Origin of the sequence: Clostridium sp. YIM B02500, from assembly GCF_022324665.1 — a bacterium.
Classification (GTDB): Bacteria; Bacillota; Clostridia; order Clostridiales; family Clostridiaceae; genus Clostridium; species Clostridium beijerinckii.
On the sequence record NZ_JAKGTE010000029.1, the window covers coordinates 1 to 19,244 of the forward strand.

At 29.2% G+C, this 19,244-nt stretch carries 23 protein-coding genes; 4 read left to right on the forward strand and 19 right to left on the reverse strand.

What is annotated here, in order from left to right:
- Window positions 1-173: 173 nt before the first annotated feature.
- The 10 genes from ubiE to L1S46_RS20020 all read right to left on the reverse strand — a co-directional run bounded on the left by ubiE (window position 174) and on the right by L1S46_RS20020 (window position 8,570).
- Window positions 174-878: a bifunctional demethylmenaquinone methyltransferase/2-methoxy-6-polyprenyl-1,4-benzoquinol methylase UbiE gene (gene ubiE / locus L1S46_RS19975; RefSeq protein WP_012059157.1), complete on the reverse strand. Its 705-nt coding sequence runs from the start codon at window positions 876-878 to the stop codon at window positions 174-176.
- Between the two features lie 116 nt (window positions 879-994).
- Window positions 995-1,621 (reverse strand): type II CAAX endopeptidase family protein, encoded by a 627-nt coding sequence (locus L1S46_RS19980; protein ID WP_077828906.1) that lies wholly within the window; start codon window positions 1,619-1,621, stop codon window positions 995-997.
- Window positions 1,622-1,636: 15 nt separating this feature from the next.
- On the reverse strand, window positions 1,637-2,536 hold the full coding sequence (gene menA / locus L1S46_RS19985; protein ID WP_012059159.1) for a 1,4-dihydroxy-2-naphthoate octaprenyltransferase: 900 nt from the start codon (window positions 2,534-2,536) through the stop codon (window positions 1,637-1,639).
- Between the two features lie 126 nt (window positions 2,537-2,662).
- Window positions 2,663-4,054 (reverse strand): 4Fe-4S binding protein, encoded by a 1,392-nt coding sequence (locus tag L1S46_RS19990; RefSeq protein WP_012059160.1) that lies wholly within the window; start codon window positions 4,052-4,054, stop codon window positions 2,663-2,665.
- 26 nt (window positions 4,055-4,080) lie between these two features.
- Window positions 4,081-4,620: a FixH family protein gene (locus L1S46_RS19995; protein ID WP_012059161.1), complete on the reverse strand. Its 540-nt coding sequence runs from the start codon at window positions 4,618-4,620 to the stop codon at window positions 4,081-4,083.
- A gap of 77 nt (window positions 4,621-4,697) precedes the next feature.
- Window positions 4,698-5,192 (reverse strand): DoxX family membrane protein, encoded by a 495-nt coding sequence (locus tag L1S46_RS20000; protein WP_012059162.1) that lies wholly within the window; start codon window positions 5,190-5,192, stop codon window positions 4,698-4,700.
- A 41-nt stretch (window positions 5,193-5,233) separates the two neighbouring features.
- Window positions 5,234-6,061 (reverse strand): polyprenyl synthetase family protein, encoded by an 828-nt coding sequence (locus L1S46_RS20005; protein ID WP_012059163.1) that lies wholly within the window; start codon window positions 6,059-6,061, stop codon window positions 5,234-5,236.
- Window positions 6,062-6,380: 319 nt separating this feature from the next.
- Window positions 6,381-7,214, reverse strand: a complete 834-nt coding sequence (lgt, locus tag L1S46_RS20010; protein ID WP_077828907.1) for a prolipoprotein diacylglyceryl transferase — start codon at window positions 7,212-7,214, stop codon at window positions 6,381-6,383.
- 41 nt (window positions 7,215-7,255) lie between these two features.
- Window positions 7,256-7,396 (reverse strand): hypothetical protein, encoded by a 141-nt coding sequence (locus tag L1S46_RS20015; RefSeq protein WP_155715492.1) that lies wholly within the window; start codon window positions 7,394-7,396, stop codon window positions 7,256-7,258.
- A gap of 70 nt (window positions 7,397-7,466) precedes the next feature.
- The gene (locus L1S46_RS20020; protein ID WP_077828908.1) at window positions 7,467-8,570 is read right to left on the reverse strand and encodes a C40 family peptidase; all 1,104 of its coding nucleotides are present in this window, start codon (window positions 8,568-8,570) and stop codon (window positions 7,467-7,469) included.
- Between the two features lie 231 nt (window positions 8,571-8,801).
- Here L1S46_RS20020 and ftsE point away from each other — a divergent pair, with 231 nt between their 5' ends.
- Window positions 8,802-9,488 carry a cell division ATP-binding protein FtsE gene (gene ftsE, locus L1S46_RS20025; RefSeq protein WP_012059166.1) on the forward strand — a complete coding sequence of 229 codons (687 nt, stop codon included), beginning with the start codon at window positions 8,802-8,804 and terminating at the stop codon, window positions 9,486-9,488.
- Window positions 9,478-10,371, forward strand: coding sequence for a permease-like cell division protein FtsX (ftsX, locus tag L1S46_RS20030; protein WP_077828909.1), 894 nt, complete (start codon window positions 9,478-9,480; stop codon window positions 10,369-10,371). Before ftsE ends, ftsX begins: the two co-directional genes overlap by 11 nt.
- A 147-nt stretch (window positions 10,372-10,518) precedes the next feature.
- Here the strand turns inward: ftsX and L1S46_RS20035 are convergent, their stop codons facing one another.
- Both L1S46_RS20035 and L1S46_RS20040 read right to left on the reverse strand, forming a co-directional pair.
- Window positions 10,519-10,827 (reverse strand): YncE family protein, encoded by a 309-nt coding sequence (locus L1S46_RS20035; protein ID WP_313885375.1) that lies wholly within the window; start codon window positions 10,825-10,827, stop codon window positions 10,519-10,521.
- Between the two features lie 37 nt (window positions 10,828-10,864).
- The gene (locus L1S46_RS20040) at window positions 10,865-12,577 is read right to left on the reverse strand and encodes a methyl-accepting chemotaxis protein (RefSeq protein ID WP_236897595.1); all 1,713 of its coding nucleotides are present in this window, start codon (window positions 12,575-12,577) and stop codon (window positions 10,865-10,867) included.
- A 293-nt stretch (window positions 12,578-12,870) separates the two neighbouring features.
- Here L1S46_RS20040 and L1S46_RS20045 point away from each other — a divergent pair, with 293 nt between their 5' ends.
- Window positions 12,871-13,245 (forward strand): TlpA disulfide reductase family protein, encoded by a 375-nt coding sequence (locus tag L1S46_RS20045; RefSeq protein WP_236897593.1) that lies wholly within the window; start codon window positions 12,871-12,873, stop codon window positions 13,243-13,245.
- A gap of 55 nt (window positions 13,246-13,300) precedes the next feature.
- On the opposite strand, the gene L1S46_RS20050 is transcribed toward L1S46_RS20045, so the two are convergent.
- Together L1S46_RS20050 and L1S46_RS20055 are read right to left on the reverse strand one after the other, a co-directional pair.
- Window positions 13,301-13,870, reverse strand: a complete 570-nt coding sequence (locus L1S46_RS20050) for a VTT domain-containing protein (RefSeq protein ID WP_077828911.1) — start codon at window positions 13,868-13,870, stop codon at window positions 13,301-13,303.
- A 225-nt stretch (window positions 13,871-14,095) separates the two neighbouring features.
- Complete coding sequence (locus L1S46_RS20055) at window positions 14,096-14,305, reverse strand: DUF378 domain-containing protein (RefSeq protein WP_012059172.1); 210 nt, start codon at window positions 14,303-14,305, stop codon at window positions 14,096-14,098.
- Between the two features lie 379 nt (window positions 14,306-14,684).
- Here L1S46_RS20055 and L1S46_RS20060 point away from each other — a divergent pair, with 379 nt between their 5' ends.
- Entirely contained in the window at window positions 14,685-15,551 is an 867-nt protein-coding gene (locus L1S46_RS20060) for a copper oxidase (protein ID WP_238900816.1), read from the forward strand.
- Between the two features lie 124 nt (window positions 15,552-15,675).
- Here L1S46_RS20060 and L1S46_RS20065 read toward each other — a convergent pair whose 3' ends face one another.
- From L1S46_RS20065 to L1S46_RS20085, 5 genes are all read right to left on the reverse strand, one after another.
- On the reverse strand, window positions 15,676-15,957 hold the full coding sequence (locus L1S46_RS20065; RefSeq protein WP_236897591.1) for a hypothetical protein: 282 nt from the start codon (window positions 15,955-15,957) through the stop codon (window positions 15,676-15,678).
- A gap of 30 nt (window positions 15,958-15,987) precedes the next feature.
- The gene (locus tag L1S46_RS20070; RefSeq protein ID WP_012059175.1) at window positions 15,988-16,218 is read right to left on the reverse strand and encodes a heavy-metal-associated domain-containing protein; all 231 of its coding nucleotides are present in this window, start codon (window positions 16,216-16,218) and stop codon (window positions 15,988-15,990) included.
- A gap of 167 nt (window positions 16,219-16,385) precedes the next feature.
- Window positions 16,386-16,889, reverse strand: coding sequence for a cupredoxin domain-containing protein (locus tag L1S46_RS20075; RefSeq protein ID WP_236897589.1), 504 nt, complete (start codon window positions 16,887-16,889; stop codon window positions 16,386-16,388).
- Window positions 16,890-17,180: 291 nt separating this feature from the next.
- Window positions 17,181-18,554: a HAMP domain-containing sensor histidine kinase gene (locus tag L1S46_RS20080; RefSeq protein ID WP_077828914.1), complete on the reverse strand. Its 1,374-nt coding sequence runs from the start codon at window positions 18,552-18,554 to the stop codon at window positions 17,181-17,183.
- On the reverse strand, window positions 18,551-19,234 hold the full coding sequence (locus L1S46_RS20085; RefSeq protein ID WP_012059177.1) for a response regulator transcription factor: 684 nt from the start codon (window positions 19,232-19,234) through the stop codon (window positions 18,551-18,553). Before L1S46_RS20085 ends, L1S46_RS20080 begins: the two co-directional genes overlap by 4 nt.
- Window positions 19,235-19,244: the final 10 nt, after the last annotated feature.

Below are 19,244 nucleotides of genomic sequence, written 5' to 3' on the forward strand. Positions count from 1 at the left end.
GGTTTTTTATTTTCTACTCACCGCTGAAAGCTCTTTAGAACCACCCGCGTAGCAGGTGGTATTCAAAATACAATAAATAAAGGCGGCTAATAGCTAGCTACCTTTATATTGTTTAATATTACTATAGTTTAACATTCTATTTTATAATAAATATATTAGATATAACTTTAACTTTATTTATTGCCATAATGTATAGATGCAATTCCAAAAGTTAAAGATTCATATTCTGAATTTTTAAAACCTATCTTCTCAAGCGCATCCTTAAGCTGCTTTTTATTCATAAAATTATTTACCGAATCTCTAAGATAATAATACGCTTTTTTATCACCTGTACCTATTGAACCTACTGCTGGTAACACATGATTAAAATATAAGTCGTATATATTTTTTAAAATAGGTATATTAGGTTTAGAAAGCTCTAAACATACCACTTCCCCTCCTGGTTTTAAAACTCTATACATTTCTGATAATGCTTTATTTTTATCTGGAATATTTCTTAACCCAAAAGCAATTGTGATACAGTCAAAGGTATTTTCTTCAAAGGGCAATTCTAAAATACTGCCTTTAATTAATTCATACGTATAATCCTTTAATGATTGATTTAGCCTTTTCGCCCCAACGTTAAGCATTTCTTGGCTAAAATCTACACCAATAACTGTTGTATTTTTTCCAACCGCCTTACATTCATAATTAATCATTTGTCCTGTACCACAGCACAGATCTAATACTTGATGCCCCTCCTTAATATTACATATCTTTATTGCTTTTCTTCTCCATAATCTATCGATGTTTAAAGTTAATATTGAATTTAACATATCATATCTCTTTGCAATAACAGAAAAAATCTTTTCCACATCTGTTACATTAATTTCAGCCATTATAACCACCACACATTCTTTTATTTTACGCTTATAAAACCTAATAAGTATTTAAATTAGTTATATTTCTTTAAATTAAGCTTTTTAACTACTATTTTTGATTTCCATATATCTTATTACATTAGTGGAAACAAAACAAATACTGTGAAATCCCAAATTGCATGAGATATTATTATTGGAACAAGGCTTTTTTCTTTCTTATAAATCCATCCCCAATATATTCCACATACTAAGGCAGCTACCACAAGCATAAAGTTCAATGTAATTATATGAACACCAGCGTACAATAGCGTTGCAAATATATATCCTTTATCTTCTCCAAATTTTTTTGCAAGATTGTTTTGTATAAATCCACGCCAATATATTTCTTCTCCCGGCCCTATTATAAATAATAGTAGAGCTCCAATAAGTAATGAATTTCCTTGTGCTCTATTGCTATAAACTGATGCGATTTGAGCATCTTTAAATGGAAACAAATATCCTGAAATTATATTTCCAGCAAAAAAAACAAAGTACAATATTATTGCTGAAATAATTCCGATTAATATGTGTCTTAACTTTATATTTCTAAATGAAATTAAGTTCTTTTCAGAAAACAAAGCTACCATTACTAACGATAATATGGATACTCCCATTTCAATCCAAAAATTAAATGGTTTTAATACAAATATTACAAACCACAGTATTGTAGCTATAATTAATGAAGAAATAATGATCTTATTCTTACGTTTCTGTCTCTCCAAAACTTTGCCACCTTTCTATAAAATATAAGATAAAAGTATAGATAAAATTAAAAGAATTCCAAATTGACCTTGAAGCTTTCCACTTTCTTTATCAAGCTCGGCAATATTGCTACTTGAATCTCCAGAAGTTCTTAATTTATTAATGTTTTTAATAGCAGCTGGTACTGTTAATAAACAGATTAAACTTAGATAAGGAATATATTTAAAAACAATCATTATGATAAGAGAAATATATGAAAGTATAATCAAGCTTGAATATACTTTTTGTGCCTTCTTATAGCCTATACTTATTGACAGTGTTTTAATGCCAGCTTTCTTATCATGATTTATATCCCTAATATCATTAGCATGCAATATTGCAGTAGTAAGAAGTGCTGTTGGGATTGATATTAAAAACGACTGCACGGTAAACTCCTGCATCTGCAAATAATACCCTCCAAGTGTCATCAATGGTCCAAAAATTGTAAATACTAAAGGCGCACCTAATCCTCTATATTTGATCATTAACGGTTTTCCTGTATAAAAATATCCACATAAAGCTCCAACAATCCCTAAAATGAGAATCATAATGCCTACATTGTAAGCTAAAAACAAACCAATTAAACATCCTAAAATAAGTAATAGAATACCGCTTCTATAAACTTCTTTTAAAGTCAGCAAGCCTTCAACAACAACTCCGCTAGAACTATGAGATTCCTTTGTATCAACTTTATTTATAAAATCATCATGATCATTCAGTAAATTAACTGAAGCCTGAAGAAAAACAATTGCTATGATTGAAAGTGTAAAATATTCAAGATTAAAATTAGGCTCTTTTAATGCTAATATTTCCCCAAGCACAACTGGAATTGCTGAAGCTGTTAAAGAAAAAGGTCTTGAAGCTCTGATAAATAACTTAATTTTTTCAATTGTCATTTTCTTTTAATCTCCTCTATCAACTAATCTTTCTTCATTTGTATTAATTTATTCTTCTTACAAGGTGCAAGAAAAATAATATTATAGCTTATCTAAAATAATTTTTAGATAAGCTATAAAGAATTATTACATACGCATTGCCATAGGTAGTGAGAATAACATTATATTAACTACTGCTAGTAATATTAAAAGAATAGAATATACTATTGTTGTGCTAACTTTTTTAGATTCATAATTATTCTTCGATATTTTATATACAGTATATATTGAACCAAGAGTTCCAATTGCTATTAATATAAACTGAAACGCTTGTATCGTTGGGTCATCTAAAATAGCTGAAGATGTATGTTGAATTTCAACTCCAAATAATTCTATAAATGTATAGAATACAGATTTTCCTTCTGCTAGTAAATGGAATAAATTATGAGCTATATGTGCAGCCATATCTAATGGTATGAGCGCATATCCATACTTCGTGAAATTTTCTTTTAATGAAGCTTTATTAAATGTTTTTGCAACTAATCCTGTTATAGATAACAATGCTACTGGTATAGCCATAGCTATAATAAATGTTATAGTAAAAGTAATAGCATAATTTTGTGTTCCTGTTACATTTTCAAGCCATGCAAGCATTCCATCCCATATTTCTAACATTGTAATGTTTTGTACAAATACTATACCCATAATTACAACAGCTAAAAATGATGCATCTAATCGTGGCTTTCTAATAAACCATAATTCTTTAGTAGGTGGACGCAATGATATTTGAATTGAATTGTTAGGACAATTCTTTACACAATTACCACAGAAATTACATTCTGCATTATCTTCCATAGTTTTTGGGAATTCAAACATAGGACATCCTTCTGCCCTTTCACTCCCTTTATAACAATGTGCTGCTGTACATTTAGCACATATATCTTTTGTTCCACGTAATTGCAGCATCCCTGCTCTTGAATAATTTCCAGATAATCCGCCTAAGAAACATAGATATCTACACCAGGTTCTACGTTCCCAAAAAGCACCTGAGAATATTACACCAATTGTAATAAGTAGGAGTAATGTTCCTGAACCTCTAGGTGATTCAACGACTCCAAAAACGTGATCACTCCATGTAATTGCTAAGAACATTGCATCTATAAGCCATACTCCGTATTTTCTTAGAAATTTAGGTACTGGCTTTTTGCTTCCTACAAATTTTTGTACTACATCACTTAAGGCTCCAAATGGACATATAGCACACCAAAACCTACCTGTTAAAAATAATAGTATTGGAAGTATAGGCCACCACAATACCCAAGTTCCCGCTGTACCAAAGTTATCGTGAGCTTCGTCAGGTCCAGTTAGTAATTCAAACACGATGAATGCAAATACTATTCCTACAAATAACTGAAATATTCCTGGATACCACTTACTTTTAATGAAGTTCTTAAGTATTTTATTATTTAATAAATTATTTCCTCTTTGCTCTTGTGATGCCTTTGTTTCATCACTAAGTTTCTTGTCCAACTTTGACATTAAACTATCACCTCTATTCTTTATCTTTATTTGCTACTTTTTTTCTTTACTGCAGCTACTATAATTATTACTGCCACTATTCCTACAAATCCACCTATAACTACCCAGTTTGGTCCACTGCTAACCACATCCGCATCAAACTGTACATCCTTCTGTTCTCCATTTACCATAATGTTAGCTGTAATAACCCATTTACCTTTATCTGTGAAATTAATTTTTCCCATGTATTGACCATCTTTACTATTTTCTAATGATACTTCAATTGGCTTTTTGCCATTCATATCCATGCCCATATCAGAGTTTTTGTCCATTTCTGCACTTATCTTAACATCAGCATTTTCAATTTCTTTATCTTTATCATCATGCAATGTGATCATTACATCATTATCACCTGTTTTAACTTTGTTATCTTTATTAAACGTTAATTCTGCATTTATACCATTTACACTTTTTTCTGTTCCTTTCCCCATATCCATGTTACCCATTCCATCAGCAAAAGCTGCTGTTGAAAGACCTAACGTAAGAATTAAACTTAATATTGCACCTCTAATTGTTTTCTTTTTCATTGTTTTTTGACTCCCTTCATTATCACGTCTAAAGACTTAATTTCTTTTTTGTTATATTTTTATTTTCTATGCTATATTTATTGTTTACCATATTTCTTTTTCCAAAAGGATACAATTAACTGATCAATCCCAATTTTATAAGCGTTTGCTCCAGCTGCCATTAAAATTATAGCTACAGTATATAAAATTGGATTAGTGCTAGTAGTTCCTGCTAATAAGTAATTTAAATTCATAAATGCTCCACCAGTCAAACCTGCTATAGTAAAAGCTCCAAGTATTAAACTTATACCAACTAGAAGTTCTCCGGCTGGAACTACATATGTGAACACTCCTGCATTTGGCAGAGCAGCACTTTCAACAAATCTTGCATACCACCACTGTACCGATGGATGATCACCTGTTGACTTAGCTAAGGCTCCTTTTAAAAATCCTGTTATCGCTACACCTGATTGACTTCCTACCCAAGTTGGATCCTTAAGTTTCTCTATTGCTGGAACTATCCATTGATAGCCTAGCCATATACGCAAAATTGTCCACACAGGAACTAAATATTTATTTCTAAAAAATCTCATTTAATGTCATCTCCCTTGTGATATTTATTATGAATTTAAGATTAAGCATTTTTTGTTTTCTTATTTGAAGATTCAAGTATATGATTTAAAAGACTATTCATGCTATCCTTATAAACCGAAGTCTCTAAATTTTTAATTGCTTGTTCAGCTTTTAAAGCAAACTCTTTAGCATCTTCAACCGTTATATTATTTTTAGTAGCGTTAGAATCACCATCTGTGCAATCATCAATGATTTGATATAACATTCCTAAATTTAGGCCGTAATTTTCCAAAGCTTCAATTTCTTCTTCTTTTGCATTAACTGTTTTTGCTCCAAGCTTACAGCAGGCAGCCATAAAGGATGCAGTTTTACCTTCTATTATGTTAAAGTAATCCTGCTTTGTAATTTCATGATTTTGAGCTTGTTCAATTTCTGCAACGCACATTTTTTCAATAACTTGTGTAATTATTTGTTCTGCATCATTTGTTGGTAGTTTTAATAATATTGAAAATGCTTTAGCATAAAAGGCATCCCCTGCGAGAACCGCTATCTTTCTACCATATATATTATTTAACGTCTTTTGACCACGGCGAAATAAATCATTGTCAATTATATCGTCATGTACCAAACTAGCACTATGTATTAGCTCAATTGCTACACATAAATTAATTAATTTCATTCTCTCATCTATAGTCATTTCAGGATTTATAGCTTTAGCTGAAAGTATTATCAAACTAGGACGAAGATATTTTCCTGGAACCTTAAAAAAATATTCAAATATCTCTTGAGTTGAGCCCGAACTGAAATCTTTTCCAATATTTTTTAAAATCATCTCAACTTCACAAAGCTCTTTACTCACAGCATTTTTAGCTTTTATAAAACTTGACATGACCTCACCACCTCTCAATAATCTAATCTTTTAATATAATTATTTATTTTAATTTTTATATAATTGAATTACTGTTCTTTAGAGAGTATACAAAGAACATGTGTAGAAATTATGAAGATAATTTTTAAAAACCAAAATGTTAATTGATTCCTTACTTTTTAGATTTAATCCAAACTTAATCATTGCCATATGTAGTAGATAGTATTAAAAATATAATAAGAGCTCCAATAAAAACCAAAGTTTTATTAGAGCTCTTTAAATTTATAATATTTTACTCTTTTTTAATTCAGTTACTCACACAATTCGTTAATTACCCTAGCTACCCTTGTACAAAATAAAATACAAATATAGATACTAGGATTAACGCAGCTAAAATAATTATTGAAGTTGTTACTTTTAATTTATTATCTTCCACATAAATCCTTTGACTTTCTGTATTTCTCTTGGCTAACAATATATAAATGGCTAATCCTATACTAACTAAAGCAAGACTTAATAAATGCGAAATTGAAAACGGACCCCAGATAACAGGATTTATTCTAAAGAATTCTACAATACCTCTTATTATGGCAAAAGCGATTAAGTAAATTATAAATAATTCACCTTCAAATTTTTTCTTGTAACTTCTTCTCCATAGGACTATAAATAATATATAGTCTAAAATAAACTCATATACTTGTGCAGGATGAAGCAGTTGCCCATTATAGTTAATCCCCCATATCATTACGTTTGCCATTGGTTTGCCAAATACATCGCAGCCTACTCTACCTATACCTTGAGCCAATGCAATACCCACCACTGCAATATCTGCAAGTTTTAAAAATGATATCTTACTCTTAATAGAGTATATGTATCCTGCAAGCACAGCGGAAACAATTCCTCCGTGTATAGATAACCCACCCTCATTTATTTTAAATATTTCTCCTGGATTACTAAAATAAAATGATGGATTATAAAAAAGAATATAAAATAATCTAGCTCCTAATACACCCGCTATAACAACAATAAAAATTAGATTAAATATTATGTCTTCATTTATTCCTCTTTTTTCCCCTTGCTTAATTGCAAATGCTCCGCCTGTAATTGCAGCTACTGCTATCATTAGTCCAAAAAAGTATATATGTATTGGGCCAAAACTAAACAGTTCCTTCATACTATTAACTTCCTTCCTACAAATTTAAAATAACTATAAAACTATTTACTACACTTTTTCTTGGACTTACCATCTTTATTACAACAGCATCCCCCAGAAGCTTTTTTTATTACTTTGTGATAAAGAATATGCGCAACAAATAAAACTACTACCACCGTTATTGCTACTTCAATGACCATCATTCATACCTCCAACTACAATATCTTAATTTTAAATTTGATATTTTCTATTATAATGGCTAAAAATATTAGCTTATTTAACTCTTCTTGCTGTAATATAATCTGGTCTATCTATTGATGATATTTTTATTACATCACCTGTTCTCGGCGCATGAATATATGTCCCATTCCCTACATACATTCCCATATGAGTAGGATTTCCTCCCTTACCATAGAATATCAAATCTCCAGGCTGTAGTTCGGATTTTGAAACTTCATATCCATCATTTATTTGGTCATAAGTTGTTCTTCCAAGGCTAATACCAAAGTGTGCATATACATATTGTGTAAAACCAGAACAATCGAATCCTGTAGAAGGACTTGTTCCTCCCCACAGGTAAGGAGTTCCTAAGAAATTTGAAGCATATGCTATTATGTTATTATCAGAAACGGGTGCAGATTTTGCGCCTCTCGATGCATTAGTAACTCTAGGTGCTTCATTTCTTATTTTATTTACTTGATTCATAGTTGCGCTTACTTGCACTTGAGATTCATCTACTTTTGATGCAAATAATTTTTCCTGATCTTTGGCCTCTTGAATAAGCTTCTTTTGATCTGCTATATTTGTATTTAGACTTATAAGCTTGTCTTCATTTTCGCTTTTTAATGCAAGCAAATCATTATACTTAACTTCAAGAGATGTTTTTTTACTTTCTACTTCTGACTTCTTATCATTTAAATCACTTATTACTTGTTTATCAAGTCCAATTATTTTTCTAATTGCTTCAGCTCTTGTTATTAAATCACTGAAACTTTCAGATTCCAATAAGATTTTTAGATAGTTAGACTGCCCATTTATGTACATAGCTCTTACTCTTTGATCTAATACATCTTGCTTAGCTTCTACTTCTTTTTCAACCTGAGTAATTTGCTTTTTTGTTGTTTGGATATCGTTTTCTGCCTCAGTTATGTTCTTCTTATTTGCTTCAATCTTCATCATATAATCTTCAATTTGATTATCCAACTCTTCAATGCTTGCTTCAAGCTGGTGTCGTTTATCTTGTGCTTCCTTTAAGGAATTTTTATTTTGCTCCAATTGAGTTTGTGCTTGATTAGATGTTGGTGCAGCAAATGCTGAAACTTGAGTAATCATCACTAATGCTGTTGCAAGCATAACCGTTTTAATTGTTTTTTTCACTTATATCGCTCCCTTATTTATAGAGTATATTCTCTTTTATTTATAGAGTAATACTTGTCTCTCTTTTGTAAATTCAATCCTATACTACACTAAAATTGTGTAGAAATTATGTAGATTCATATAAAGGAATACATTACCATAAGGAAATACATAATTTCTTCATAATAATAAGTTATAATATTACAAAAACACACAAGTATATTTAACTAACATCTAATTGGAGGATTACTAATGATTAAATTTCTAGACGTTACTAAAGTATATGACAATAACACCTTGGCTCTTAAAAATGTTAACTTAACTATAGAAAAAGGTGATTTTGCTTTTTTAGTAGGCTCAAGTGGTGCTGGCAAATCAACAATAATAAAAATGCTTTTTAAAGAAATTGAGCCGACACATGGTAAGTTAATATTAAACGATACTGATGTAACCAATCTAAATAAGAATCAAATACCGCTTTACAGAAGAAAGATAGGTGTAATATTTCAAGATTTTAAACTAATTCCAACTCTTAATGTCTATGAAAATGTAGCTTTTGCATTAAGGGTTATTGGTGTCAGTACTAAAGATATAAAAAAGAAGGTACCTATGGCTTTATCACTAGTTGGATTATCTGATAAATTTAGGTCATTTCCAAGCCAATTGTCAGGCGGTGAACAGCAAAGAGTTTCAATTGCTCGAGCTATAGTGAATGATCCTAATATTTTAATTGCCGATGAACCAACAGGAAATCTCGATCCTGAAACTGCAATGGGAGTAATGGACACGCTCGACAATGTTAATAAAAACGGTACTACAATACTTATGGCTACTCATGCAAGAGATATCGTTGATTCAATGAGGAAGCGAGTTATTGCTATTGAGAATGGAACTATAATAAGAGATGAAATTAGGGGGACTTACGATAATGAATTTTAATACCTTCAAATATTATATTATTGATGCATTAAAGAGTTTAAATAGAAATAGAACCATTAGTATAGCATCAGTTATTACAGTGACCTCAACTTTATTTATAATGGGAGTTTCAATGCTATTAATGCAAAATATAAATATAGGAATGAGTAATGCTAAATCCCAGGCTCAAATACAAGTATTTTTAAATAATAGCATTACTAATAAAGATCAAGAAAACTTAGAGCAAAAGTTAAATAATATTTCTGGTATCAAAAGTGTTAAATTGGAAGATAAATCAGAGGCTTTAGAAAAGTTTAATAAACAGGTTTCTGAAGATAATAGTTCTTTATTAAATAATTATGATTCTTCCAATAATCCGCTGCCTAATTCATTTATAATAGATCTAGAAAATCCTGAAATATCACATCAAGTGATAAGCGCAATCGAAAATATGCCTGGTATAGAATCCATTGGCAATGATCAGAAATTTACAAATAAAATAATTTCAATATCCAAAAACGTGAAATGGAGTGGAATTGCTTTATTCATATTAATGGTATCAGTTTCTATATTCCTTATTAGTAATACTATAAAATTAGCTATTTACTCAAGACGTAGAGAAATTGGAATAATGAAATTTGTTGGAGCAACTGATTGGTTTATTAGATGGCCGCTTATTATTGAAGGTGCACTTATTGGTTTGTTTGGAGCCGTATGTTCAAATATATTAATATACTATCTCTATAAACTAGTTTTTATAAAGATAAATGAAAATTTACTTTTAATAAACTTAATATCACCATCTTATATTACGCAAACCCTCCAATGGCAGTTTATATTAGTTGGGATTTTAATTGGAAGTGTAGGAAGCTTCTGGTCTTTAATTAAATTTTTAAAAGTATAAATCATAAAAGATACTAAAAAGTGTATTGAAAACTAATTATTTTAGAATTCAATACACTTTTTTATATATTAAGAACTATAAATTATGATTGCATAAATTACTAAATTTATTTAACTCAAATTAAATTTATTCTCATTAGAATATTAATTACCTGTAGCTTATTCCATTTGGTTCTCCTTCTACTTTTATAGTTTTAATAACCTTATCTGTGCTATTGTCAATAACACTTACAGTTCCATCATACATATTAGTAACATAAACATATTTATTATCAGGGCTAACTACTACTCCATGAGCTCCTTTTCCAGTTTCTATTGTTGCAACTACTTTCTTAGTTGACATATCTATCTTTGAAACAGTATTTGATGGTGCATCTTCAGTTCCTTGATTTGCTAAGAATGAATATTTATCATCTGATTCAATGTAAACTTGGGTAGGTCCTTTTCCTACTGCGATAGTACCATTCCCTTTATATTTTTATACAACATATTATCTATATTTTAAATTTTTGTACCAAGAAATTAAGTTCTTCAGATAATTCAGCTTGCCTTTGTGCAGAATTCGCAACTTCTTGAGTTGCGGCAGTTGTTTCATCTACACTATTTAATATCCCTTCTGAACTTTCTGCCGATTGCTGAGCAGTAGACGAAACTGTTTCTATTGCAGCACTAGTTTGCTCTATAGAACTAAGTATTTGATTTGTACCATTTGCAATTTCTTTTGACATAGATTTAATAAAGACTGCATCCTTTTCATATTTAAAAGCAGTTTCTAAAAAAAGTTCATAATCTGGATTTACATTATTATCAATATGCGCCAATATCTCTTGAGTGTTATTCGAAAGATTATTGAAGGCATTGTTTACCTGAGTAATAACTTCTTGTATGTTTGAAACATTCTCTGCTGACTGTTCTGCAAGCTTGCGTATCTCATCTGCTACTACAGCAAAACCTTTTCCCATTTCACCAGCTCTTGCCGATTCAATGGCCGCATTTAATGCTAAAAGATTTGTTTGCGATGCTATATTTGCTATAGAATCAGCCATTACTTTAATTTTTTCAACAACTTTTCCTTCTTCTATTGCTTTTAATATATTTTCTTGCTTTTCTTTATATATTTTCTTAGAAATATTTATTGATTTTAATCCCTTATCTTTTATTTCTGAGGCACGTATCTGAATATCATTAGAAGCTTGATCGCAATCCTTTGCCTTATTTGATAACTCAATAGAATTTGAAGTTATTTCTTCAATTGATGCATTTACTTCTTGTGATGTTGCACTCAATTCTTCTGTACCAGTTGTTATTTCCTTTGTAGCTTCATTAATATTGTTCATTTTTGTAGAAATTCCTTCTATAGTGTTATAGATTTCTTCACTTGATTCTTTTATACTGCTAGAATTTGAAATTATTGTTGATATAAGACTTCTAGTGTTTTCAGCAGCTTTATTTAAAGCATTTGATATTTTTCCTATTTCATCTTTTGAATAGAAATCTATTCTCTGAGTTAAATCACCTCTACCTAGAGCATCCGCAAATACTAAAATCTTATTTATTTGTTTTGATATTAATGTTGAAATCAAAACTCCAAGTAAAATTGCAAATATGAAACCGAATATAACTATACCAATCATTAAATCGAATGAATTTTTAAATATTAAATTATTAGCACTATTTGCATTTTCAGCTTCTTTTATATTTGAATCTATTATTTTATTAATACTATCAAAAGTTTTATCCCTAGCCTCAGTTACCTTTTGAAAGGCCGTTTGTGCTTCATTATATCTATTGGCATTTATTAAATCCATAAAATCTTTACGTGACATCATATATTCTTCGTGAAGCTTTATAAAATTTGTTAATAATTTTTCTTCTTCACCTGTTTCACCTGCATTTTTAAATTCTTCGGAAATCATCATATCTTCATTTGTTAATTTTTCTATTTCACTTTCAATATCCTGTTTTTTAGTTGCATCTTTTGTTGTTAAAAGCGCTAATAAATCTGAGTGTATCTGTAGAAAGTTTGCTTTTAACTCCTCAACTGTTTTTAAATGTTTCAAATTATCTTCATACATAGAGGTTGAATTTGCATTTATTTTTTTTATTTCTGATATCCCTCTAAATCCAATGATCCCTATAAGGAATGAAATTAATAAGAAGCAAAATATAAGTTTTTGTGCAAGTTTTAAATTATTAAATATTTTCATATTGTTCCTCCTCAGTTTATATATTATCTCCTAATTGAATACACACATTATTTTGTTTTCTAAATCATTCTTAAAATATTAACTTTTAACAACTCAAATAATACCATTCTATTATGAAGAACTTATGAAGAATATTCCAATTTATAATAATATATTCAATTTCTAATTCCCTAATTTTACGCTGTCTAATATAATAATTTTCACACCATGTAAATTTAACTTTTTTTATTTTAATAATAAGTTATCAAAAATACATATAATCTTTATATCTTTTTTATATAATAATTTTACTTATGATAATTATTGACTTATATATATTGGGGATTAACCATTTAAAAGGCAAGAAAGTGTTTCTTAACTTTTGGGCAACTTGGTGTCCTCCCTGTAAAGCTGAAATGCCTGAGATAGAAAGATTATATCAAGAAACAAAGGATAGTGACTTAGTTATAGTTTCTGTAGAAATCGGTGAGCCATTAAATACTATTAAATCATTTATTTATAGTAACAAATATAACTTTAAGGTACTTATAGACCCTGATCAAAGTGTAGCTACAAAATATAACATAACTTCATACTTTATTGATAAAGACGGAATTATAGTTTCTAAGCATGTTGGTGCCATGAATATCGACCAAATGAAAGCCTATATAAAAACTTTAGATAAATAATAACTAGCTTTAATAAAAAATGAATTAGAAGTCTCTAATATGAGATTATTCTAATTCATTTATTTACCTGATCATCTTTTTTCTTTGTAATTGTAAATTTCACAAATATTAGGCCAATGACTGTTATGACTAGCCTTATCCAATTATCGTTAATATTAATTATGTCATAGCTAACAAGTGCCTCTAAAGCTATAGATGGAACCTTTCCAATCAATGTTGCAACAGTGAATATTGTACTATCAACATTACTTATTGATGCTGCAATTGTTATAATTCCTGATGGTATAAATGGAATTATTCTTCCTTGAAATATTAGTAGCCCCGCCTCTCTTCCATCACTTTTAACTATTCTAGAAATTAACCTATTTCTATCTGTGAATTTTTCAATCTTCCTTTTAAAACCTAATCTATAGATAATAAAAGTAATATATGCTCCTATTGTTTCACCTAACAGAGATATGAAAAAGCCATTAATAGGCCCGAAGAAAACTATGTTCGCTCCTGTTATAAATACTGACGGTAATATACCAACAAGGGAAATGCCTATACTTATTATTAGACTTATAGGTATCGCAATAGAGCTATTATTTCTCAAGATCTCCACTACATCATTTATATTGAACATGGATTTCTCCTTTATTAATATTCTAACTTAAAATCTTAATTTCTAAATACTATCTATTTATCACGTACTATCTTGATTACTATCTGCTATTTTACAACATTCTTATAATCAATTCAAATAAAATAAGACTCAAATTTTAGCTTTTACAGCACTTGAGCCTTTTACATATATATGGTACTTTTGCTTAAACATATTTAAAATGATTGTGTTACTTTTCTTATCCTTCTAGGCCACTTCACTATTTGTTCCTTTGAATAATAAATAAATTGCATATATCCCTGCTATACCAACAATGCCACAAACTATCCGATCGAGCCAAGACATTGTTACAGGTGCAGAACCAAAGGCAAGCCCTATGAAATCATCTCCCAAAAAACCTATTATTCCTAATCTTATAGCAGCTGCAACAACCAATACCCATGTTATTGTTCTCATTTTCATTCACTCCCTTTTATTAAATATATTTTATGTTATGTCAGATTTAAATTACAAATAATAATTTAGATATTTTAAATACCTAATCTATTATTTGTAAATGGATATATATTATACAATTATCATTCTGATTCCTCATATTTTATTTGTATTTTGTAACAGTTATCCATTTCAACTCATATTTTTAAGTGTATACCTAATATAGTTTTTTCGTATGGAGGTCGGCATTACTATTACAAATGAACTAACTAAACTTCGTATATACTAACTTTTAAAAACAAACTGTTTCTACGATGTAATATTGTTTGTATAATGTATTAAAAATAAAGAGGTGTTTCTTATGATTATTACACCAGATATTCAAACACTTAAGTTTAAAATGTGTAAAGGAGTAAAATACTTTGAATTGTTTGCTGAACAAGTAGAACAAGAAATACTGCCTGGTGTGTTTATTAAAGGTTGGGGATACAATGGTAGCATACCTGGACCTACAATTCAAGTATATCCTGGCGACTTTGTTAATATCAGAGTTTTTAATAAATTACCTGAATCTACAAGTGTTCATTGGCATGGACTTAATGTACCAAATGACATGGATGGTGTTCCTGCTGTAGAGCCTTCGCCTGAAATCTCACCAGGTGATTATTTTGACTATAGATTTAAAATAACGAATCCACCTGGCACTCATATGTATCATGCACATGTTAATGTTGTTAAGCAAGATATGATGGGCTTACTTGGAGGTTTTGTTATTTTAAATCCTAATAAAACAAAAGTTAATAAGGACTATTTACTTTTAATGCAGGAATGGCATCTTGTTGGATTAAAAAAAGGAGAAGAAGTTAGACCTGATATTTACAAGCTTGATCCATTTACTAATGATTTTAATATGTTTACTATCAACGGAAAGAGTTTTCCAGCAACCACACCTATGCCAATTGAATATGGTGATACCGTTCGTTTAAGACTTGGCGCAATTCAAATCAATCATCATCCTATGCATATTCACGGTCATCAATTTAAAGTCGAAAATGCTGATGGAAATCCACTTGATAAAGATAACATGATTTTAAAGAATACTATTTTGGTGGCAAGTGGAGAAACATGGGATGTGATATTTAAAGCAAATAATCCTGGTGTTTGGCCCTTCCATTGCCATATATCACATCATATGTCCAATAACCTTACCAAAGGTACAGGTGGTATGTTTACTACTCTAGTTTATACATCAAATAAATCTAGTTGAACAGAAATTCCTTATTCATACTATAATTCTAAGATGAAATAAAAAGAAGTTAATGGTTCCACAAAAAATACATTAACTTCTTCTTTAATCTTCCTACTTTATATAAAACACTTTTCCTAAATTGTTATTCTATTTTGTTTTGATTTTCATTAACTTCTTTCTTCTCACTACAACAGCTTCCATGCTTGCCTTTAAACATCATTCCCATCATAAGTACCATCATTATTGGACATATGAAAGGTGCTATCCCACCTATAGCTGCTTTAAGTCCTGTTCCAACACTTAAAAAAGGAAGTGCTGCTACAATTATAAACGGTGATCCACAACAAAGCACCATCATTAACATATGCTTTATTGGATTGTGTTTTTTATTTCCTTCATTTTTATTATTTCCATGACAATTCATAATAAATTCCCCCTCATATTCTCATTATAATTAATGTTTAAGCTTAACTACTTTACCACTTAAAATTGATCTATTTACTATTTCTTTAATATCATCTCTTGATATCTCTTTATCTCTATAGATTACTTTAATTTTCTTTGATTCTAAACTAACATCAACTCCTAATAAACCTTGAATGGAGCTTAATGTTTTTACAACATTCATTAGACACCTATGACAAAGCATATTTTCTTGTTTAAAACGTAAACTATAGCTTTTCATCACTATCGCCTCCCTGTAAATACATTATAAATAAATGTTATGAAGATATTGTGTAGATAAAAATAAATTTTAAATATTAATTAAAATCTAATTATCAGGATAAATGTAATCCTCTATATAATTAGTGCTTATATTACATAACTTTCACAATAAAATCTGAATTTCTATTAAAATTTTTCGGTCTCATTTATGGACTCAATGATATCTGTAATTTTAATTATTCCTTTTATCATTCCCATCCAGCAACTAAACTCTATGTCTTCATCTTTGGGGATAAATTCTATTATATTTTCTCCTGATTTGAAATCTTTATCTATATTGAAAGATGGTAATACTATTCCATTATTACACGAATTAAGTTGATCTCCTTCAAATATCAACTTAACAGGAATATCTTTTTGAACATAAATAACATCAGGGGTATAACCATTATTATCTACTGTTATTCTTACTACCTGAACCCCATTTTCAATAGACGCATTAGCTATATTTAAGCGAGATGCATTAGCTTTATTTACTGATAAGTTATGTTTTAATTTTTCACTCATATCAAAACTTGATACAATAGTACTAAATAATAGAATAATTGCACCTATAGCAAATAATCTTACATATTTTCTGTTGTTTAAACATTTATATATTGCTTTATTAACTTTTCTTATAATATTCATGCTTGTCACCTCTATAATTATAAATATATTATTTCAGAAAAAAGTCGCTTATTATATAGTAAAGTATAATAAAAAGTTATGAAGATTCTATAAGGATGATATATGAAATTTCTGTCAAATTATATTGGTAGTTATATGCTATTGTTAAAACATAATAAATCATTTATATTTTAAGGAAATAAATGTAAATTTAATAATTCTCAAAAAACAAAAAAGGTATCTTAAAATCACTTTTTAAAGTGTTTATAGATACCTTCTTTTTTTATGTAGTTTGTGATAAAAATTTATGTATTAATTACTTTTGTTTATGCATACTGTAAATACAGTTTCCTTATCTTCCTTACTTTCTACATCTATTGTTCCAGAATGCAAAGTTAATATCTTCTTTACAAGTGTAAGACCTATTCCGCTTCCCTCAATTTTATGTCTACTTTTATCTCCACGATACATTCTTTCAAAAACATAAGGTAAATCTTCTTTTTTAATTCCAATTCCATTATCCTTAATTTTAATGATAACTGAGTTTATATCGCTACTAATATTGACCCATACAGTTCCATTTATATTGTTAAATTTAATTGCATTAGATATAAGATTTATAAATACTTGTTTCAATTTATCGTAATCGCCTACTACAATAAAATTTTTACCTTCTTCTTTATTAATAATTAACTTTATATTTTTTTCATCAGCAGCAATATTAAAATCACTAATTACATTTGAAATAAGCCCCCCTATATTAACCCTTCCTAATTTAAGCACTATTTCATCTGACTCTATTTGTTTTAGTGAATTCAAATTATTTAAAAGCTTGCCAAATCTTATTACTTCATCATTTAAGCTATTAAGCTTATCAGTAGTTACAGGTATAATTCCATCTATCATTGCCTCTAAATTATTTTGTAACACATTTAGTGGAGTTCTAATTTCATGGGATATATCTGAAATAAGACGCTTTCTTAATAAATCCTGACTATTTAATTTCTCACCTAAATCATTTATGCTCTCAGTTAAATTCCGAATTTCTTCAATATTACTTTTTATATTTGATCTAGAATTATAATTTCCTTTTGATAAACTTACAGAAGTTTTTGAAACTTCTTTTATTGGTTCAGAAAATTGCTTGGATAAAATCAAACTTATTGCTGCAACTATTATCAGTGTTAATACTCCGCTAAACACAATACTCTTATTAATTTGTCCCTTGAAGCTTATGTCTTCCTGTGAAAGCAGAACAGGCGAATACTGTCCGACAATAATATACCCTACTGTTTTTCCATTAACATTTATATCAAAAGTATTGGAAGTATACACTCCAGTTTCTTCCTTACCATTTACTGTCATATGATTTTTATTTTGTATATCTTCATGGTTCATTTCCCATACAACTTTTCTATTATCATCCAAAAGACTTAAACAGTAATTACTCATATACGCTTCATGCATCATTTCTTCCCCTGAAGTACTATTCCATCCACCATCACTTTTATAAACTTGTTGAAAGTATTCTACTAACCTTGTATTTCTTTGAGTTTGTATCTTCTCCATATACTTATTGAATGTATTCGTTATAGTTATATTTACTAATAAAGCTGACAAAAGTACAGCAACTACAGAGCAAGATATAATAATTATACTAAGACGCTTTCTAATACTCTGCTTCATAATTTATCACCAAATTTATAACCAATTTTTGTAACAGTAACTATGTATTGAGGAGACTTGGTATCTTCTTCAATTTTCTTACGTAAATTTTTGATATGAACATCTATACTTCTATCTGATCCATCAAATTCCATCCCAAAAGCTCTCTCTATTATTGCTTCCCGTGTAAATACTTTTCCTTGATTTGAAGCCAAAATATATAATATATCAAATTCATTTGGAGTTAAATTTATTTCCTCTCCACTCAATTTAACTAATCTCTTATCAACATCAATTATTAATTTGTTATCATTAAAAGAAATTACGTTTTCTTTTTTACATCCAACTCTCCTAAATAATGCATTTACACGAGCAGTTAGTTCTCTTGGGCTTAATGGTTTTGTTAGATATTCATCTGCTCCAATATTTAAGCCTTCAATTTTATCGCTTAATGTACTTTTAGCAGTTAACATAAAAATATATACATCTGATATTTTTCTTAATATCTTACAAACTTCCTCACCATCAATATCTGGAAGCATTAAATCTAAAATTACAAGATCAATCCTTTCTTTTCTAAAAACTTCAATTCCATCTAATCCATTTTCAGTGGAATACACCCCATATCCTTCTCTTTCCAAATATGCTTTTACAACGTCTGATACGCTTTTTTCATCTTCAATTATTAAAATGTTGTTCATAATATTCCCC

What these genes read in the sequence shown, in the direction of transcription:
- L1S46_RS20000 (WP_012059162.1), bottom strand. Translation starts at nt 5,192, where the DNA reads ATGAGATTTTTTAGAAATAAATATTTAGTTCCTGTGTGGACAATTTTG.
- L1S46_RS20080 (WP_077828914.1), bottom strand. Translation starts at nt 18,554, where the DNA reads ATGAAGCAGAGTATTAGAAAGCGTCTTAGTATAATTATTATATCTTGC.
- L1S46_RS20005 (WP_012059163.1), bottom strand. Translation starts at nt 6,061, where the DNA reads ATGTCAAGTTTTATAAAAGCTAAAAATGCTGTGAGTAAAGAGCTTTGT.
- ftsE (WP_012059166.1), top strand. Translation starts at nt 8,802, where the DNA reads ATGATTAAATTTCTAGACGTTACTAAAGTATATGACAATAACACCTTG.
- L1S46_RS20045 (WP_236897593.1), top strand. Translation starts at nt 12,871, where the DNA reads ATGATAATTATTGACTTATATATATTGGGGATTAACCATTTAAAAGGC.
- L1S46_RS20055 (WP_012059172.1), bottom strand. Translation starts at nt 14,305, where the DNA reads ATGAGAACAATAACATGGGTATTGGTTGTTGCAGCTGCTATAAGATTA.
- L1S46_RS19990 (WP_012059160.1), bottom strand. Translation starts at nt 4,054, where the DNA reads ATGTCAAAGTTGGACAAGAAACTTAGTGATGAAACAAAGGCATCACAA.
- ftsX (WP_077828909.1), top strand. Translation starts at nt 9,478, where the DNA reads ATGAATTTTAATACCTTCAAATATTATATTATTGATGCATTAAAGAGT.
- L1S46_RS20070 (WP_012059175.1), bottom strand. Translation starts at nt 16,218, where the DNA reads ATGAAAAGCTATAGTTTACGTTTTAAACAAGAAAATATGCTTTGTCAT.
- L1S46_RS19995 (WP_012059161.1), bottom strand. Translation starts at nt 4,620, where the DNA reads ATGAAAAAGAAAACAATTAGAGGTGCAATATTAAGTTTAATTCTTACG.
- lgt (WP_077828907.1), bottom strand. Translation starts at nt 7,214, where the DNA reads ATGAAGGAACTGTTTAGTTTTGGCCCAATACATATATACTTTTTTGGA.
- L1S46_RS20060 (WP_238900816.1), top strand. Translation starts at nt 14,685, where the DNA reads ATGTGTAAAGGAGTAAAATACTTTGAATTGTTTGCTGAACAAGTAGAA.
- L1S46_RS20050 (WP_077828911.1), bottom strand. Translation starts at nt 13,870, where the DNA reads ATGTTCAATATAAATGATGTAGTGGAGATCTTGAGAAATAATAGCTCT.
- menA (WP_012059159.1), bottom strand. Translation starts at nt 2,536, where the DNA reads ATGACAATTGAAAAAATTAAGTTATTTATCAGAGCTTCAAGACCTTTT.
- L1S46_RS20085 (WP_012059177.1), bottom strand. Translation starts at nt 19,234, where the DNA reads ATGAACAACATTTTAATAATTGAAGATGAAAAAAGCGTATCAGACGTT.
- L1S46_RS20075 (WP_236897589.1), bottom strand. Translation starts at nt 16,889, where the DNA reads ATGAATATTATAAGAAAAGTTAATAAAGCAATATATAAATGTTTAAAC.
- L1S46_RS20040 (WP_236897595.1), bottom strand. Translation starts at nt 12,577, where the DNA reads ATGAAAATATTTAATAATTTAAAACTTGCACAAAAACTTATATTTTGC.
- L1S46_RS20065 (WP_236897591.1), bottom strand. Translation starts at nt 15,957, where the DNA reads ATGAATTGTCATGGAAATAATAAAAATGAAGGAAATAAAAAACACAAT.
- L1S46_RS20015 (WP_155715492.1), bottom strand. Translation starts at nt 7,396, where the DNA reads ATGATGGTCATTGAAGTAGCAATAACGGTGGTAGTAGTTTTATTTGTT.
- ubiE (WP_012059157.1), bottom strand. Translation starts at nt 878, where the DNA reads ATGGCTGAAATTAATGTAACAGATGTGGAAAAGATTTTTTCTGTTATT.